The 17,346-nt window shown below is 70.9% G+C and carries 16 protein-coding genes; 10 read left to right on the top strand and 6 right to left on the bottom strand.

Going from position 1 to position 17,346, the window contains the following annotated elements; all coding sequences use genetic code 11:
- Positions 1–579 precede the first annotated feature (579 nt).
- The 4 genes from katG to OG788_RS04275 all read left to right on the top strand — a co-directional run bounded on the left by katG (position 580) and on the right by OG788_RS04275 (position 6,154).
- Positions 580–2,802: a catalase/peroxidase HPI gene (gene katG, locus OG788_RS04260; RefSeq protein ID WP_406369161.1), complete on the top strand. Its 2,223-nt coding sequence runs from the start codon at positions 580–582 to the stop codon at positions 2,800–2,802.
- A gap of 165 nt (positions 2,803–2,967) precedes the next feature.
- A complete protein-coding gene (gene lpdA / locus OG788_RS04265) occupies positions 2,968–4,368 on the top strand; it encodes a dihydrolipoyl dehydrogenase (RefSeq protein WP_406369162.1) in 1,401 nt (466 codons plus the stop codon).
- Positions 4,369–4,386: 18 nt separating this feature from the next.
- Positions 4,387–5,121, top strand: a complete 735-nt coding sequence (locus OG788_RS04270; protein WP_406369163.1) for a hypothetical protein — start codon at positions 4,387–4,389, stop codon at positions 5,119–5,121.
- A 199-nt stretch (positions 5,122–5,320) separates the two neighbouring features.
- Complete coding sequence (locus tag OG788_RS04275; RefSeq protein ID WP_406369164.1) at positions 5,321–6,154, top strand: ABC transporter ATP-binding protein; 834 nt, start codon at positions 5,321–5,323, stop codon at positions 6,152–6,154.
- On the opposite strand, the gene OG788_RS04280 is transcribed toward OG788_RS04275, so the two are convergent.
- Entirely contained in the window at positions 6,136–6,315 is a 180-nt protein-coding gene (locus OG788_RS04280; RefSeq protein ID WP_406369165.1) for a hypothetical protein, read from the bottom strand. The genes OG788_RS04275 and OG788_RS04280 overlap by 19 nt on opposite strands.
- A gap of 124 nt (positions 6,316–6,439) precedes the next feature.
- Here OG788_RS04280 and OG788_RS04285 point away from each other — a divergent pair, with 124 nt between their 5' ends.
- Complete coding sequence (locus tag OG788_RS04285; protein WP_406369166.1) at positions 6,440–7,162, top strand: FAD binding domain-containing protein; 723 nt, start codon at positions 6,440–6,442, stop codon at positions 7,160–7,162.
- Positions 7,163–7,236: 74 nt separating this feature from the next.
- Here the strand turns inward: OG788_RS04285 and OG788_RS04290 are convergent, their stop codons facing one another.
- Entirely contained in the window at positions 7,237–7,989 is a 753-nt protein-coding gene (locus OG788_RS04290) for a siderophore-interacting protein (protein WP_406369167.1), read from the bottom strand.
- Positions 7,990–8,091: 102 nt separating this feature from the next.
- Between OG788_RS04290 and OG788_RS04295 the strand changes: the two genes are divergently transcribed.
- Positions 8,092–8,709 (top strand): GNAT family N-acetyltransferase, encoded by a 618-nt coding sequence (locus OG788_RS04295; RefSeq protein WP_406369168.1) that lies wholly within the window; start codon positions 8,092–8,094, stop codon positions 8,707–8,709.
- A gap of 434 nt (positions 8,710–9,143) precedes the next feature.
- Positions 9,144–10,706 carry an MFS transporter gene (locus OG788_RS04300; protein WP_406369169.1) on the top strand — a complete coding sequence of 521 codons (1,563 nt, stop codon included), beginning with the start codon at positions 9,144–9,146 and terminating at the stop codon, positions 10,704–10,706.
- Positions 10,707–10,795: 89 nt separating this feature from the next.
- Here OG788_RS04300 and OG788_RS04305 read toward each other — a convergent pair whose 3' ends face one another.
- Complete coding sequence (locus OG788_RS04305; RefSeq protein ID WP_406376664.1) at positions 10,796–11,434, bottom strand: TetR family transcriptional regulator; 639 nt, start codon at positions 11,432–11,434, stop codon at positions 10,796–10,798.
- A gap of 239 nt (positions 11,435–11,673) precedes the next feature.
- On the opposite strand from OG788_RS04305, the gene OG788_RS04310 reads away from it, so the two are divergent.
- Both OG788_RS04310 and OG788_RS04315 read left to right on the top strand, forming a co-directional pair.
- Positions 11,674–12,129 carry a hypothetical protein gene (locus tag OG788_RS04310; protein ID WP_406369170.1) on the top strand — a complete coding sequence of 152 codons (456 nt, stop codon included), beginning with the start codon at positions 11,674–11,676 and terminating at the stop codon, positions 12,127–12,129.
- Between the two features lie 186 nt (positions 12,130–12,315).
- Positions 12,316–13,494 (top strand): PP2C family protein-serine/threonine phosphatase, encoded by a 1,179-nt coding sequence (locus OG788_RS04315; RefSeq protein ID WP_406369171.1) that lies wholly within the window; start codon positions 12,316–12,318, stop codon positions 13,492–13,494.
- Between the two features lie 49 nt (positions 13,495–13,543).
- Here OG788_RS04315 and OG788_RS04320 read toward each other — a convergent pair whose 3' ends face one another.
- Positions 13,544–14,140 carry a hypothetical protein gene (locus OG788_RS04320; protein ID WP_406369172.1) on the bottom strand — a complete coding sequence of 199 codons (597 nt, stop codon included), beginning with the start codon at positions 14,138–14,140 and terminating at the stop codon, positions 13,544–13,546.
- Positions 14,141–14,357: 217 nt separating this feature from the next.
- Here OG788_RS04320 and OG788_RS04325 point away from each other — a divergent pair, with 217 nt between their 5' ends.
- Positions 14,358–16,001, top strand: coding sequence for an FAD-dependent monooxygenase (locus OG788_RS04325; RefSeq protein WP_406369173.1), 1,644 nt, complete (start codon positions 14,358–14,360; stop codon positions 15,999–16,001).
- A 34-nt stretch (positions 16,002–16,035) separates the two neighbouring features.
- Here OG788_RS04325 and OG788_RS04330 read toward each other — a convergent pair whose 3' ends face one another.
- Together OG788_RS04330 and OG788_RS04335 are read right to left on the bottom strand one after the other, a co-directional pair.
- Positions 16,036–16,488 carry a flavodoxin family protein gene (locus OG788_RS04330; RefSeq protein WP_406369174.1) on the bottom strand — a complete coding sequence of 151 codons (453 nt, stop codon included), beginning with the start codon at positions 16,486–16,488 and terminating at the stop codon, positions 16,036–16,038.
- 148 nt (positions 16,489–16,636) lie between these two features.
- Positions 16,637–17,299 (bottom strand): DUF5825 family protein, encoded by a 663-nt coding sequence (locus OG788_RS04335; protein ID WP_351544062.1) that lies wholly within the window; start codon positions 17,297–17,299, stop codon positions 16,637–16,639.
- Between the last annotated feature and the right edge of the window lie 47 nt (positions 17,300–17,346).

A 17,346-nucleotide genomic window follows, 5' to 3' on the forward strand; every position in this document is an offset into this window, starting at 1 on the left:
CAGGTTCGGTGGGAGCCCGCAGTTTATCGGTGCGCATCCGGGTCCGATCGGATATGGGTTTGGCGTCCTTCTTGACTTGGACTCTGTCCATCGTAGGATCGGTTTTGGCACTAGCCAAGGGACAGGAAGACTCCAGTACGGGCAGGAGACGAAGACATGTCGGGACCACCGCCGCGGAACTGCGCGGCGTCGGCCTGCGCGTGACGGCCGCCCGTGACACGCTGCTCGGGGCCCTCCCGGGACCCGGGGCCACCTCGGCGACGAGGCGAGCGCATCCGGGGTACGCCGGCCCGGCGCCGCATCTCCCTTCACGTCGCATACGGCCCTCCGTCCGCTCACCGTGGCGAGACTCGTACCCCGCATCGGACCGGTCCAGCCGGTCCGGTGCGAGCGGTGTACCGCGTCCTCGCCCCCGGGTGTGCGGCCGGAGACGCCCCCTGCCTGTTCCCGTCCGATCACCACGGCCTCCCCGTCGACTCCGTCGACGGTCCGGGGGCCGGCCACCGGGGCCCCCGCCCCGGCAGTTCCACCACCCGCAGTCTCTGAGCACCGAGATCCGCCCCGTCCGGAAGGATTCCCATGTCTGAGAACCATGATGCGATCGTCACAGACTCGAAAACGGAGGCCGGAGGTGGCTGCCCGGTAGCGCACGGGCGCGCCCCGCACCCGACCCAGGGCGGCGGAAACCGCCAGTGGTGGCCGGAGCGGCTCAACCTGAAGATCCTTGCCAAGAATCCCGCCGTGGCCAACCCGCTCGGTGAGGACTTCGACTACGCCGAGGCCTTCAAGTCCCTCGACCTCCCGGCCGTGAAGCAGGACATCGCCGAGGTGCTCACGACCTCGCAGGACTGGTGGCCGGCCGACTTCGGCAACTACGGCCCCTTCATGATCCGCATGGCGTGGCACAGTGCGGGCACCTACCGCATCAGCGACGGCCGCGGCGGCGCCGGTGCCGGGCAGCAGCGCTTCGCCCCCCTCAACAGCTGGCCGGACAACGGCAACCTCGACAAGGCCCGCCGTCTGCTGTGGCCCGTCAAGAAGAAGTACGGCCAGAGCCTTTCCTGGGCCGACCTCATGATCCTCACCGGCAACGTCGCCCTGGAGCAGATGGGCTTCGACACCTTCGGCTTCGCCGGTGGCCGTGCGGACGTCTGGGAGTCCGAGGAGGACGTCTACTGGGGTCCCGAGACCACCTGGCTCGACGACCAGCGCTACACCGGCGACCGTGAGCTGGAGAACCCGCTCGGCGCCGTGCAGATGGGTCTCATCTACGTCAACCCGGAGGGCCCGAACGGCAACCCGGACCCGATCGCCGCGGCCCGCGACATCCGTGAGACCTTCCGCCGGATGGCGATGAACGACGAGGAGACGGTCGCCCTGATCGCGGGCGGTCACACCTTCGGCAAGACCCACGGCGCGGGCCCGGCGGAGAGCGTCGGCGACGACCCCGAGGCCGCCCCGATCGAGGCGCAGGGCCTGGGCTGGAAGAGCACGTACGGCACGGGCAAGGGCGCGGACGCCATCACGTCCGGCCTGGAGGTCACCTGGACCACCACGCCCACCCAGTGGAGCAACGGCTTCTTCGACAACCTCTTCGGTTACGAGTGGGAGCTGACCCAGAGCCCCGCGGGCGCCAACCAGTGGAAGCCGAAGGACGGCGCGGGCGAGGGCACCGTCCCGCACGCCCACGACGCCTCGAAGAAGATCGCTCCCTCGATGCTCACGACGGACCTGTCGCTGCGCTTCGACCCGATCTACGAGCCGATCTCCCGCCGCTTCCACGAAAACCCCGCAGAGTTCGCGGACGCCTTCGCCCGCGCCTGGTACAAGCTGACCCACCGCGACATGGGCCCGAAGTCCCTCTACCTCGGCCCGGAGGTCCCGGAGGAGACCCTGGTCTGGCAGGACCCGCTGCCGCAGGCGGAGGGCGAGGTCATCGGGGCCGAGGACATCACCGCCCTCAAGGCGAAGATCCTGGACTCGGACCTGACCGTCTCGCAGCTGGCCTTCACCGCGTGGGCGTCGGCCTCGACGTTCCGCGGCAGCGACAAGCGCGGCGGCGCCAACGGCGCCCGCATCCGTCTGGAGCCGCAGCGCGGCTGGGAGGCCAACGACCCCGACCAGCTCGCGGCGGTGCTGCGCACGCTGGAGGGCATCCAGCGCGAGTTCAACGCCGGAGCCAAGAACGTCTCGCTGGCCGACCTGATCGTCCTCGGCGGCGTCGCCGCCGTCGAGAAGGCCGCCAAGGACGCCGGTCACGACGTCCAGGTGCCCTTCACCCCGGGCCGCGTCGACGCGACGGACGAACAGACCGACGCGGAGTCCTTCGCCGCGCTGGAGCCGAGGGCGGACGGCTTCCGCAACTACCTGGGCAAGGGCAACCGGCTGCCGGCCGAGTACCTGCTGCTCGACCGGGCGAACCTGCTGACCCTGAGCGCGCCGGAGCTGACGGTCCTCGTCGGCGGTCTGCGTGCCCTGGGCGCGAACCACCAGGGTTCCTCGCACGGTGTCCTCACCGGGACCCCCGGCAGGCTGACGAACGACTTCTTCGTCAACCTGCTCGACCTGGGCACGACGTGGAAGGCGACGTCCGAGGACGCGACCACCTTCGAGGGCCGCGACGACGCCACCGGCGAGGTCAAGTGGACCGGCACGCGTGCCGACCTCGTCTTCGGCTCGAACTCCGAGCTGCGCGCGCTCGCGGAGGTCTACGCGAGCGATGACGCGCAGGCGAAGTTCGTGCAGGACTTCGTCGCCGCCTGGGACAAGGTCATGAACCTCGACCGGTTCGACCTCGTCTGAGTCCGACATCCGGCTGCGGGCGTCCGGGCCGGTCCCCAGGGGGGCCGGCCCGGGCGCCTTCGCGCGAACGGTCCGGTGCGCTCGGCCTCTCCGGGCCGGGGTCCGCCGTACCGGCGGGAAGGGCGGTCCGGCCGCCCGGCGCCGCGGCGTTCTAGGCTGGCCGCCATGAGCGCACACTTTGACGTGGTGGTCCTGGGCGCCGGCCCGGGTGGATATGTCGCGGCGATCAGAGCCGCCCAACTCGGATTCAGCACGGCGATCGTCGAGGAGAAGTACTGGGGCGGTGTGTGCCTGAACGTCGGGTGCATCCCGTCGAAGGCGCTGCTGCGCAACGCGGAGCTCGCGCACATCTTCACCCAGGAGGCCAAGACCTTCGGCATCCGCGTGGACGGTGAGGTGACCTTCGACTACGACGCGGCCTTCACCCGCAGTCGCAAGGTGGCGGACGGACGGGTCAAGGGCGTCCACTACCTGATGAAGAAGAACAAGATCACCCAGTACACAGGCCGCGGCACCTTCAGCGACGACCACACCCTCCAGGTCGCCCTGTCCGACGGCGGCGCGGAAACGGTGACGTTCGACCACTGCATCATCGCCGCCGGCGCCACCACCAAGCTGCTCCCCGGGACCTCACTGAGCGAGCGCGTGGTGACGTACGAGGAACAGATCCTGTCGGACACCCTTCCGGACAGCATCGTCATCGCGGGCGCCGGTGCCATCGGTGTCGAGTTCGCCTACGTGCTCCACAACTACGGAGTCGACGTCACCCTCGTCGAATTCCTGGACCGGATCGTGCCGTTGGAGGACGAAGAGGTCTCCGCGGAGCTGGCCCGCCGCTACAAACGCCTCGGCATCAATGTGCTGACGTCCACCCGCGTCGAGGCGATCGACGACTCCGGGGACGCGGTCAAGGTCATGGTGACCACGGGCGGCCAGCGCCAGACGCTGGAGGCCGGCAAGGTGTTGCAGGCGATCGGGTTCCAGCCGCGCGTGCAGGGCTACGGCCTGGAGAACACCGGCGTGAAGCTCACCGACCGCGGGGCGATCGACATCGACGCCCGCTGCCGTACGAGCGTGCCGCACATCTACGCCATCGGTGACGTGACGGCGAAGCTGATGCTCGCCCACGCGGCCGAGTCGATGGGCATCGTGGCGGCCGAGACGATCGCCGACGCGGAGACGATGGAACTCGACTACGTCATGATCCCCCGGGCGACCTACTGCCAGCCGCAGATCGCCAGCTTCGGCTGGACCGAGGCGCAGGCCCGCGAGAAGGGCTTCGACGTCCAGGTGGCGAAGTTCCCGTTCACGGCGAACGGCAAGGCCCACGGCCTGGGCGAGACCGCCGGTTTCGTCAAGATCCTCAGCGACGCGCGGTACGGCGAACTCCTCGGCGCCCACTTGATCGGCCCCGAAGTGACCGAGCTGCTCCCGGAGTTGACGCTCGCCCAGCAGTGGGATCTGACGGTCCACGAGGTGGCACGCAATGTGCACGGACACCCGACGCTCGGCGAGGCGGTCAAGGAGGCCATCCACGGGCTGGCCGGCCACATGATCAACATGTGACGCGCGACAATCTCCTCCATGAACGACGGTGCGCACGAAACCCGGAGCCGGCTCGTCAGGATCGAGCGGCTCCTGGAGTCCGGCGGGCGCGAAGTGGCGCCCGCCTGGCGGCGGGTGACGCACGGCGAGCCGCGCTGGGCGGTGACCGCCGCGATCCTGGTGGCGGTCACGCTCCAGCTGATGCTGCCGCACCGGCTGGCCTTCCGGCCGTCCTGGGTGCTGCCGGTCCTGGAGTTGGTTCTGCTCGGAGGCCTGATCGCCGCGAACCCCCGGCGGGTCGAGCCCCGGAACAGGCGTTTGCGTTGGCTGGGTCTGGCCCTGATCGGCCTGATCAGCCTGGCCAACGGCTGGGCGGCGGCCCGGCTGGTGGCAGGCCTCGTGAACGGCACCGAAGGCCTGGACGCCGGGCCGTTGCTGCTGACCGGCGGCGGCATCTGGCTGACGAACGTCATCGTGTTCGCCCTGTGGTACTGGGAGTGGGACCGAGGCGGACCGGCCGACCGGATGATGGGCCGACACCAGTACGCCGACTTCCTCTTCGTGCAGATGCAGAGCCCGGAGACCGCGCCGCCGGACTGGGAACCGGCTTTCCTGGACTACCTGTATCTCTCGTTCACCAATTCCACCGCGTTCAGCCCGACGGACGTGATGCCGCTGTCGCGCTGGGCCAAGATGCTGATGATGCTCCAGTCCACGGTGTCGCTGGTGACCGTGGTGCTGGTGGTGGCCCGCGCCGTCAACATCCTGCACTGACCGTCGCGCACCGCCGCCCGACCGCCCCCACCGCGGCCTGACCGTCGCGCACCGCGGCCGAGGTCGCGGCGACCCGCTCTCTGCGCCCCCTGGGAACTCGAGCCCGTACCTCGCCGTCCACGACGCGGACACCCGGACAACAAGATGCCCACCGCATCTAATGTGCCGGTACGCAAACCGATCGAGGGGTAGCCCGGACATGGCCGAAGTTCCGAACGAGGGAACCGACGGTGCCAGGGACGCGGTGGTCGCGCTCCGTGATGTGAGCGTCCACCGTCACACGAGCGGTCAGGTGATCCTCTCGGAGATCGACTGGACGGTGCGTGCCGGTGAGCACTGGGCCCTGCTGGGAGCCAACGGCGCCGGAAAGACAACCCTGTTGCGGCTGCTCGGCGCGCTGATGCATCCCACGACCGGGAGCGTCGAGGTGCTCGGTTTCCGGCTCGGCCGGGTCGACGTGCGCGAACTGCGCGCCCGGATCGGCCATGTGAGCACGGCCCAGCGCGTTCCGCAGGACATCGACGCCCACACCGTCGTCCTGACGGGTCACACCGGCACCGTGCAGCCGGTGTGGCGGAAGTACGACACCGAGGTGCGCCGGCGGGGCCACGAGCTGCTGGCCGAGCTGGACATCAAGGAGCTGGCCGACCGGCCGTACGGCGTCTGCTCGGGCGGGCAGCGGGCCCGCATCCTGATCGCCAGGGCGCTCATGGCCGAGCCGGCCCTGCTGCTGCTCGACGAGCCGTTCAACGCCCTCGACCTGCCCTCCCGCGAGGATCTCGTCGAAGCCATGCAACAGCTGGCCGAGCGCCGCCCCGAGCTGGCCACCGTGACGGTCACCCACCACCTGGAGGAGCTGTCCCCGGCCGTCAGCCACACCCTGCTCCTGCGCGAGGGGCGCATCCTCGCCCGCGGTGCCGTCGACGCCACCCTGACCGATTCCTGGATGACCAGCTGCTTCGGGCGCCGCATCACCGTGGTCCGGCACCATGGACGCTGGGCGGCCTACTCCAGTCACCACAAGGCCAGTTGACGGGCGCCGTGGACGAGATGTCGTGACGCGGCGAGCAGCGGCGCGACCAGGCGGGCGGCGGCGCCGGGAAGACCGCGCGGCTGCCGCGCGACGAGCAGGACGACTGGTGCGAGGCCCCGGCGGAAGGCCCCATCGAGGACGGATCCACGTGCGGGGCGCACCGATCGAAGGAATGCGCCCTGTACGCGCCTGCGCCTGTACGGCGAAAATGCGCCTGTCGACGGCCATTTGGCCAAGACACCGCGTACCCCCGCCGCCAAGTACCAGGAAAGCAGGTCGGCTGCCGTGCTGTTGCGTCTTCCCACGTCCGTGTCCGAAGCACAGGAGTGCATGACCGAGGGGGCCGTGCCGATCGGTGGCGCCACGCTGGTGTGGGCCGCCTGGCAACGCGACGGTTTCCCCGACCACGCCATGTCGCTGCGCGACCTGCCGGAAGCCAACACGATCGGGCGCGAGACCCTCGGCGCCGCCGTGGTGCTGAACCGCATAGACGACCGCGTGCCTGAGGTGATGCGCCGGGCGGCCGCCACCGTGGGGACGGGAGCCGTGCGCCGGACGGCCACGGTCGGGGGCAACATCGTCGGCAGCACGCTGCGTTGCCTGCTGCCCCCGGCGCTCGCCCTGGACGCCCGCGCGGTGATCCTGGAACCGGAGGGCGTGAACGAGACCGACCTGGCCGAGGTGCTGGCCAAGCGCCACCTGCTGCTGAGCCTGCGCTGGCGCGAACCGATCTCCAGCAGCTACCACAAGGCAGCCGGCGAGGCCGGTGGGCCGCCGCCGCTCGTGATCGCCGCCGCCGTGCACTCCGCGGACGACGGACAGCGCCTCCTGCGCGTCGCCGTCCGCGAGGACGAAGAGGTGTTCAGCGACAGCACCGTGTGCCACACCGACGCCGAACAGGACCTCCGGGCGCTGCGAGACGGTTCCTTCGGCCGGCTTCCGGCCGCGACGTGGGATGCGGTCCGCCGGCACGTCACGGATCTCCTGGCGCGCTCCGCCGACCGCTAGGAGCTCCGTCGGCGAGTCGGGTCGGCGGGTGTGACCGCCGGACCGACTCGCCGAGCGCGGCGTCTCCAGGCGCCCTACCTCGGACCGCCGACCGGCGCGGGAGTCCGGACCGCTCGCCAGTACCCGAGGGCGTGCACACGGTGCCGGGGCACGTTCAGCTCTTTGCGGACGAAGGACGCCAAGGTCCGTGTGGTCGTGGTGTCGACGGTGATCCACACATAGGGGTCGGGGTCGTCGCGCAGAAGCTCGGGCAGCTCCGCCCGCACGCGTTCGACGAGATGCCCGCCCGCGTCTCGGCGTGGGACGGGCCGCAGTTCGTGCACGGCCGGATCGGCGTCGCACGGCAGCTCCTCCGGGTCTCCCTCGAACCAGATGATCGCGGGCACGGAACCCAGCGCGCCGAGCAGGGAGTTGAGCGCCGGCAGCGACGCCGGGTCGACGATCGCGTACACGTGGGACGGCGCGGGCACGGGTTCCTCGAAGTCGGTGCCCTGCACGGTCGCCTCGATCGTGTCGCCGGGCTTCGCCGCCCGCGCCCAGTCGCTCGCGCATCCTTCGTGCAGCGCGAACTCCAGCGCGAAGGTGCCCGCCTCCGGGTCCGGGGCGACCAGCGTGTACGCCCGCTGATGAGGCCGGCCGGCGTTGGCGAACCAGAGCCGTACCCACATCGTCGGATGGACGCCGGTCGCGGCGAGCAGGCCTCCGTCGTCGACCCTGAGCCGCCGGTACAGCGGGGTGACATCCTCCACGTCCGTCACGGTGAGGACGAAGTCCCTCGCGCGCATCAGTTTGAGGACCGCACCCTCCCATCCACGTCTCTGCCCCATCGAACCTTCTCCCCTCCGAAACGATCTCCTGGAATTCTTAGGTAAGCCTAACCTAATATGATCGTCCCGGTCATAAGGCCACCCGCCACCCGGAGGAGATCCATGTCTGAAATGTGCGCCCCTGCCCGCCCGTTCGTCCATGAAGAGCACATCAAGGGCGTCGGCAGCTACCGCATCCTGCCGCTCGACGCGGCGGTCGACGCGGAGACCGTGCACGCCTGGGCGAGCCAGGAGCGCGCCGGCTTCTGGGGCATGAACGGCCTGACCCAGGAGGGGATCGCCGAGATCTACGCGCACATGAACACGCTCGGCACCCACCACGCCTTCCTGGTACGGAAGGACGATGTTCCGATCGCGCTGTTGCAGACCTACGAGCCGCAGGCCGACCGCATCAGCGCGTGCTACGAGGTCCGCCCCGGGGACATCGGAGTCCACCTGCTGCTCGCACCCGCCGGCCCCGAGGGGCGACAGGCCGGCTGGACAGCCGCCCTGGCAGCGGTCATCGCCTCGTACGTGCTGGGCACACTCGGCCGGAGCAGAGTCGTGACGGACCCCGACGTCCGCAACGAGAAGGCGATCAGCCGGCTGCTCAGACAGGGCTTCGTCGCCGGCCCGGAGGTCGTACTGCCCAGGATCGACCTGCCCGAGGTGCAACTGCCCGAGAAGCGGGCCCGGTTGGCCTTCCTGACGCGCAAGGTCGCCTTCCCCGAAGGTTCCTGACGGTCCGCTCGTGGCGCGCGACACCCAAGGGCCACGACAGAAATGACGGCCCCCTCGCGCCCACGCGGCCAGGGGCTTCGGATACCACCCGGCCGGGCGCCGACGGAGAGCCTCGCCCGGTCCGCCGTACGCCCTTGTACGACCTGGTACGACCTGGACGTGAAATTCAACAGCGGCCGGCCTCGGGCGCGGATCCGGGGACGGAGAGGCGGGCGTGCCCGTCCACGGCGGGCCGCCGTGGCGCGGGCCACGGCCCCTTGACCAGCACTTTTCCCCAGTTCGACGCCGAGCGGCGGCGACCGGACGCGGCCTCTCGTCACCGGTCGCCGGACCGCTTCCCTAATTCATCAACGTGGAAATCGCGCACCGGACTGCCGACTCTGGGACCAGGCACCGGGATCCCCCCGGACCGCTCGGACGAAGGACAGAGCACCATGCCCTCCACGCGCGCCCCTGCCGCCGGCTCCGCGCCGGCCGCACGACAGAACCTGATCCTGGTGGTCACCTGCCTCGCCCTCGGCACCGTGGTCGCCGCCATGGCCTCGCTCAACGTGGCGTTGCCCGATCTCGCTCGCGAGACGCACGCCACGCAGACGCAGTTGTCCTGGATCATCGACTCCTACAGCCTCGTCTTCGCGTCGCTGCTGCTGCCCGCCGGCGCCCTGGGCGACCGCTTCGGTCGCAGGCGGGCACTCCTCGCGGGACTGACACTCTTCGGAGCCGGGTCGGCCGCCGCCGCGCTGACGACCGAACCCTCCACACTCATCGCCCTGCGAGGCGTCCTCGGAGTGGGCGCGGCGTTGGTCATGCCGGCCACCCTGTCGACGATCACCAGTACGTTCCCACGGGCTCAGCGGGCGCGGGCGGTCAGCGTCTGGGCCGCCGTCGCCGGAGCCAGCGCCCTGGTGGGCCTGTTCGCGACCGGAGCGCTGCTGGAGGGCTGGTCATGGCGATCGGTGTTCCTGCTGAACGTCGCCCTGGCCCTGATCGCCCTGGTCGGGACGCTGTTCTTCGTGCCCGAGTCCGCGGAACCGAAGCAGCCCCGGCTCGACGTCGGGGGCGCTCTCCTTGCCGTCGCAGGTCTGGTGGCCCTCGTCTACTCGGTCATCGAGGCGCCGACCCGCGGATGGGCCGACCCGGTCACGCTCGCGGGGATCGGGCTGGGCCTGGCGGTGCTGACCGGATTCGTGCTCTTCGAGCTGCGCCGCGAGAACCCGCTGCTGGACCCCCGGCTGTTCCGCAACCCCCACTTCGCCGCGGGCTCCCTGTCGATCATGCTTCAGTTCTTCGTGTTCTTCGGGTTCATCTTCGTGATGATGCAGTACCTCCAACTGGTGCGTGGCGACAGCGCGTTGATGGCCGCCACCGCGATGCTGCCGATGGCCGTGACCATGGTGCCGGTCTCCCGCGCAGCCCCTGTCCTGGTGGCCCGGTTCGGCTTCCGGGGACCCTGGGTGGCCGGACTGGTCGGCGTCGCGGCGGGCATGGGAGTGCTCTCACGGCTCGACGCGTCCAGCCCGTACTGGCTCATCGCCACCGGTCTCGTGCCGCTGGGCGCGGGAATGGGTCTGGCCATGACTCCGGCCACGACATCCATCACGGACGCTCTGCCGCGCTCCCTGCAGAACGTCGGCTCGGCCATGAACGACCTGGCGCGTGAGCTGGGCGGCGCCCTGGGTATCGCCGTCCTCGGCAGCCTGCTCAGCGCCGCCTACCGCGATCACCTGAGCCTGCCCGGGCTGCCGGACCACGTTGCCGACGCGGCGCGCTCCTCCCTGGCCGCCGCCCACGCGATCGGCGGCCCGGTCTCCGGCCGGGCGACGACCGCCTTCATCGACGGCATGCACCTCGCGCTCCTGGGCGCCGGTGCGGCCGCCCTGCTCGCCGCGCTCGCCGTCGCCCTGCTGCTGCGTTCGGCTCCGCGGCCGGAGCAGGCCGCCGACGACCACGAGGGGCCGCGTCCCGTCGCTACGGAGAAGCAGCCGTCGTACCTCTGAGGGCTCCGGACCGGCGTCTCGCACCGTGCGAGGCGCCGGTTTCGGCGTGTCGGGGACCGCGACACCGGCGACGGAACCCGGTCGGCAGGTCAGGAACGCGACGCCGGTCGCCGCGCCGGCCGGGCGTCGCGCGCCGGGCCGCGTAGTGCCTGTCGCACCTGCGGGCTCACGAAGCGGGCCACCTCGTCGGGTGTCATAGATGTGATGGGCTCAAGGCGCAGCAGATAGCGGGTGGCGATCAATCCGGCGATCACGGTGGCGAACGCGGCCGCCCGTTGCCGGGCGTTCCGGCCCGGCACGAGGCCCGCGATCCGGTCCACGATCTCGCGCTCGACCGCCTCCTTGACCAGCTCGCCGAAAGCGTCGTCGTCGATCGCGCTCTTCAGCATCGCCAGCAGGGGCGGACCCGTCACGGGATCGTCCCAGACGGCGAGGACCTGACGGACGACCCGCTCGGGAAAGGTGCTGAGGTCGCCCTCCTCGACGACCCGCGCGAGGACTTCGGCCGGATTCGCGCCCAGCGCCAGAGCGGCTCCGAACAGCCCCTTCTTGGAGCCGAAGTAGTAACTGATCAGGGCGAGATCGACCTCGGCCTCTCCAGCGACGGACCGCAGGGTCACCGCGTGATAGCCGTCCTCGAGGAAGCGGCGCCGCGCGACATCCAGGATCGCGGCGCGAGTGTCCGGGCTTCCCGGCCTGCGCCCGCGCTGTGGCCCGGATTTATTCATCACGGACGAATTCTAGTGCGGTGGTGCACGTGGGCTGCCGACGGCTCGGCGGCGCGGTCCGGACCGGTGGCCCGGTGACCCGGTGGATCAGTGCGGCTCGGTTCTGGTGCACTTCTCACGAAATGATGTCGTTAATCCATATGAGTGGTGCATCTCACGTCGGGCCCGTAGCGTCAGAAGCGCCAGGGCAGCGACACACGCTGGTGACCGAATCGCAGAGCGTCCCGCACGGAGCAGATATGCGCAGAATTTCAGTGAGAACAGCGATCACCCTCTGCGCGGCCGCGTCGCTCGCCGCCGTCATGGGAACCGCCTCCGCCGCCCCGCCCGCCGCAGAGACCGCGAAGCCGCGGCAGGCGCCGCCCGTGCTCGTCGACTGCTTCTGGCACCCGGACGTGCGGCCCGCGAACTTCATCCTGGCCTGCGGCGACGGCAACAGCCGGCTCGTCTCGCTCCACTGGTCGCACTGGAACCAGAAGTCGGCGGTGGCCGAGGGCGTCAACATGGTGAACGACTGCAAGCCGTACTGCGCGGCGGGCAAGTTCCACTCGTACCCGGTCATCGTCACGCTGGACCACCCGGAGCCGTGGAAGAAGAAGCCGAACGTGCAGCACTACTCACAGATGACGCTGGTCTACACCGACGCCAGGCCGGCCGGATACGCCCACACGGTCACCTACCCGCTGTGGAACTGACGTCCACCCGTCGAGGAACCGGCATCGCGCACTGACGCAGCCGGCCCGAGGCGGCGGGATCGCCTCCTCGGGCCGGGGGTCGAGGGCGGCCGAGGGCCGCGGCACGGACTCGCCGACCGTAGAGGCTGCGTCGAAGCCCGCAGTCGCGGGAATAGGTACAAAATGGGGCATGTGGGTAACCGGCGCATGTCAGTGGACCGTCTCGTGGAGCAACCGTCGGGCCGCCGACTGGTGGCGATCCCACTTGCGTTGATCGTCGTGATCGCCGTGGTGGACATCCGCTCCCCCACCGACGTCCACCTGGGCCCGTTGCTGGTCATCGCGCCGACCCTCACCGCCTCACTCGCGGGCCCCGCCCTGACAGCCCTGGTCGGGGCGCTGGCCGTGGCCGCCCAGGTGGTCATCGCCGTGCTGCACGGCGGACTCGGCACCACCAACCACATCGCGCAGCTCATCGCCCTGGTGGTGCTCTCCGCGCTCGTCGTGTTCGTGTGCCATGTACGGGAGCGGCGTGCGCGGGAGCTGGTGCGGGCGCGCTCGGTCGCCGAGACCGCACAACGGGTACTGCTGCGGCCCCCGCCACGCCGGATCGGTCCGCTGCGGGTGGCCTGGCTGTACCTCGCCGCCGAGGACGACACCAAGATCGGCGGCGACCTGTTCGCGGTCACCCGTGCCGCCGGCCCGTCCACCCGCGTCATCATCGGCGACGTCCGGGGCAAGGGGCTGGCCGCCATCGGTGAGGCCTCGGTGGCGCTCGGCGCCTTCCGCGAGGGCGCCCACCGCTACACCACCCTGCCGGAACTGACGGCGGCCCTGGAGGTGAGCGTGTGCCGGGACATGGAGGAGGTGGCGGACACCCGGCACGACCCGGGCGAGCACTTCATCACGGCGCTCGTTCTCGACATCCCCGACGACGGTGCGCAGGTCGAGATGATCAACTGCGGCCATCCCCCGCCCCTGCTCCTGCGCGATCACGAGGTCACCGTCCTGCACGCCCGGCACCCCGTGCCCCCGCTGGGCATGTGCGAGCTGCCCGCCGTGAGCCACCGCACCGACCCGTTCGTCTTCGAGGCCGGCGACTTCCTGTTGCTGTACACCGACGGCGTGATCGAGGCCCGCTCCCCGGCCGGGGCCTTCTACCCCCTGGCCGAGCGGGTCGCCTCCTTTCCCGCCTCCGGCCCCGACGCCCTGCTGCGCCGGATCCACGACGACCTGGTCCGTCACATCGGCGACCAACCCGGCGACGACGCCGCCTTCCTGGTCATCGAACGCGTGGCCTCCCACCACCTCCACCTGCCCCACCGTCCCCTGGACGGCCACCACCGGATCCACACCGACGGAGCGCCGCCGCCCGCACAGCGCTGAACCGACCGCGCGCCGGGCGACGGCGCGTGTGCCCGGGCTTTCGTGACGGTCAGACAGCCGCCCGCTCAGTGGCGTGTCGTGCGGAGTACTCGTCCGGGTAGCGCTCGGTGAAGCGGACGGCGATGACGAGCAGAGCCACCGGAATGACCCAGTTCAGCCAGTCCGAGGAGCCCTCGGTGTGGACGGCGACGACGCCGAGCACGGCGATGACCACGAAGACGGCGCTCCAGACGGCGGTGAGGACGACGTTGATGTGCCGGAACACGGGCGAGTCCCAGTACTCGCGCGGTGTCGTCTCACGGGCGTACTGCGCCGTGAACGGATCGAAGGCGAGGGAGACCAGGGCCACGACGGCGATCACACCGTTCGCCAGGGGCTGGGCGTAGGTCTCCAGCCAGATGAGGTCGTGCCGGTCCACGGCGAGAGCGAGCACGCTGAGGACGGCGAAGAAGACGATGCCCGTCACTTCCAGGATCTTCAGCCGGCCGCGGCGTATGTCACCGATGTTCAGCACGACCGACGCCACCAGGGCCGCCAGCGCCGCGTACTTCCAGGTACTGGGGCTCGCCACGATGTCGAAGATGATCCACGGCGCGAAGGCGTAGAAGATGTTGCCCGTTCGTCTGCCCGGTTCGGTGCCTGCCACCGCGCACCTCCCGTGGGGGCGGTACAGGGTGAGGCTCGGTGCCCCTCCCGTCACGCACCATCGTGGCTTCCACCTGCCCTGTTCGCATCCGCTGTCCCGCCGCGCGCACCGGCGCGGGGGATCCTCGCGCCCGTGATCGAGTAGCCAGGCCGGTCGCCCCGGGGCCACGATGGAAGGAGATCCACTCGACGCAGGGGGCGTACGCAGGGAGGCTCCCGTGGCGCACACCTTCGGAACCGATGTGGTGGTCGCGGGCGGCGGCCCGGTGGGACTCACCGCGGCCGCGGAGCTGCGCAGACGCGGGGTGCGCTGCCGTGTCGTCGACCGGCTTCCGGCCCGGCTGCCGTACGCGAAGGCGGTGGGCATCCAGCCCCGCACGCTGGAACTCTGGGACCGCATGGGGCTGGCTCGCACGGTTCTGGAAGCGGCCGTACCGATGTACGGCCAGCTGGCGTACGTCAACGGCGTCGAACAGCCCCGGATCGACCTCGTCCTTCCGCCCGAAGTGCCGTACGGATTCGCCGCGTTGCCGCAGTACGAGACGGAACGCATCCTCGACGCGTTCCTCGCGCGGTTCGGGACCGGGATCGAACGGGACACCGAACTCATCTCGTTCAGTCAGGACGCCGCCGGCGTGACGGTCGCGCTGCGCTCTGCCTCCGGGGCCGAGGAGGAGGTCAGGGCGCGGTACCTGGTGGGCTGCGACGGCGCGCACAGCCTGGTGCGCAAGCAGTTGGGTCTCGCCTTCGAGGGCAGCGCGTTCCCCGAGGAGTACATGCTCGGCGACGTGGAGGTGGACTGGGACCTGCCGCCCGGGTACGGAGTCCGCGCCCAGCACCGGAACGCCGATGGCGAGGTGGACGACGTGCTGGTGTGCATCCCGCTGCCCGGCCGGAAGCGGTACCGGATGTCGATGATGGTCCCGCCCGAACTCTCCGCGGCGGGGCGGCCGGACGGACCGGCCGAGTCGTCCGACGGTGTCGCCCACGGCCTGGAGGGCGGCCACACACCCGGGCTCTCCGACATCCAGGCCGTGCTGGACCGGCTGTCCCCGCAGCCCACGACCGCCTCGGCCCTGCGCTGGTCCTCGGTGTTCCGCATCAGCCACCGGATCGTCGACCGGTACGGCGACGGCCGGGTCTTCGTCGCCGGTGACGCGGCGCACATCCACCCGCCGACCGGCGCCCAGGGCATGAACACCGGTATCCAGGACGCCTGGAACCTGGCCTGGAAGCTCGCCCTCGCCATCGAGGGCGGCACACACCCCGATCTCGCGGCGAGTTACGACGCCGAGCGGCGGCCGGTCGGCGTCGAAGTGGTCGAACGCACGGTCCGGCACGCCACCCAGGGCATTCAGGCCGATCCGGTCGACCCGCGGACCATGATGCTGCGTGAAGCCCAACTCCTCGTCGGCTACCGCGGCAGCCCGCTCGTGGACCCGGCCGCCGAGGGACCCGGACCCCAGCCGGGCGACCGGGCGCCCGACTGCGCCGGACTCTCGGCGCACATCGCCGCCTATCCCCTGCGTCTGTACGACCTCCTGCGGGACCGCGGGCATGTGCTGCTGCTGTACGGCGACGGAGACCGCGGATGGCAACTCGCCGACGCGGCGAGCGACTTCTCCGAGGGACGCGTCGACACCTGTGTGATCCTGCCCGCCGGTTCCGCTCCGGACTCCTCGGGCCCGCCGGCGTACGTCGACACAGCGGGCGACTTCGCCCGTCTCTACGCACTGGGCGACCAGCCGGCCGCCCTCCTGGTCCGCCCGGACGGGTACATCGGCGCCCGCCTCTCCCCACCGACGGCGGCGCAGCTGACGGCCCACCTCGCCCGGACGTTCGCCCCGGGCTCCGGGACGTAGCGGCGCCGCACGCGGCGGCGGCGACACACCAGGATCAGTCCGTCAATTGGGCGGCGAGGGTCGCGCCGAGCTCCCAGCACGCCTCGATGTCGGCCTTGCTCGGCTCGCCGGTCACGGCCACGCCCTCGGCCGCACGCCGCCAGCCCAGACCCGTCGTGATCGACTCGATGCCGCGCACCGCCCCGGTCACGTCGTTTCCGCCGTGCACGTAGTAGCCGAAGGGGCGCGCGGTCGTCGTGTCCAGGCACGGGTAGTAGACCTGGTCGAAGAAGTGCTTCAGCGCGCCCGACATGTAGCCGAGGTTCGCCGGGGTGCCGAGCAGATAGCCGTCGGCGTCGAGCACATCCGAAACGGTCGCGCCGAGCGCCGCCCGCCGCACCACCCGGACGCCCTCGATCTCGGGCGCGGTGGCGCCGGAGACCACGGCTTCGAACAGGGCCTGGCAGTTGGGCGAGGGCGTGTGATGCACGATCAGCAGAGTAGGCACACCCCGCACCCTGCCGCCCCGCCCGCCACCACCGCAAGCACCACCCGGCCGAGCCCACGGTCCACCTGGGCGAGGCCCCCTCGACGCCCCGGTCCGCGCGTGCGGACCTGTGCTTCCGCCCTCCGTCGTGATGGGCGCCCCACCCCCCTCAGACCGCCATGGCCTCCTGCAGCCACCGGGACACGCGGTACGGCAGCCACCACGCCAGTTCCCCCACGTGCAGGACCAGGTGTTCGGCGGTGAAGTCCTCGAGTACGTCGGCGGGCACGGCGGTTCGGGAGGTGCCGCGGTCGAGGAGGGCGATGGCCTCCATGTAGTGCGGCTCGTCGGCGGTGAAGCGGCGCAGGTCGCCCCAGCGGCGGTCGCGGATCTGCACGAAACCCGGTCCCTGACGCCACACCAGCTTGCAGAGGTAGTGACGGGTCCGCCAGGCGTGGAGCGCCTCGTCGCCCTCGGTGAGACCGGTGATGCCGCGGGGCGGGTGCAGATGGGAGAGCAGCTTCCACTGTTCGGCGCTGCCTTCCGCGGGAAGCCTCAGGTCCCAGTCGACCTGGACGGCCCGGGCGGTCAGGTCGCGGACCAGACAGAGCAGGTCGACGGCCCGCCGGTGCTCGGCGGCGCCCTCGGCGGCCAGATCGACCGGCTCCTCCAGTTCGACGAGCCGTACGCCCATCTCCCAGAGGCGGTCGGCGACGGCGGCCCCCGCCGGGACCGGGATGCGCCCGAGCGACATGCCGGGCAGGAGGCGGGCCTCGGCGTCGAGGTCACGCCATGCCCTCACGGCCGGGTTCGGTGCGGTCTGCGTTGTCATCGTGTGCGGTCTCCGTCGGGTCGTCGTGTACCGGTCCGCGGCGCCGG

The organism is Streptomyces sp. NBC_00647, from assembly GCF_045207245.1.
GTDB lineage: Bacteria > Actinomycetota > Actinomycetes > Streptomycetales > Streptomycetaceae > Streptomyces.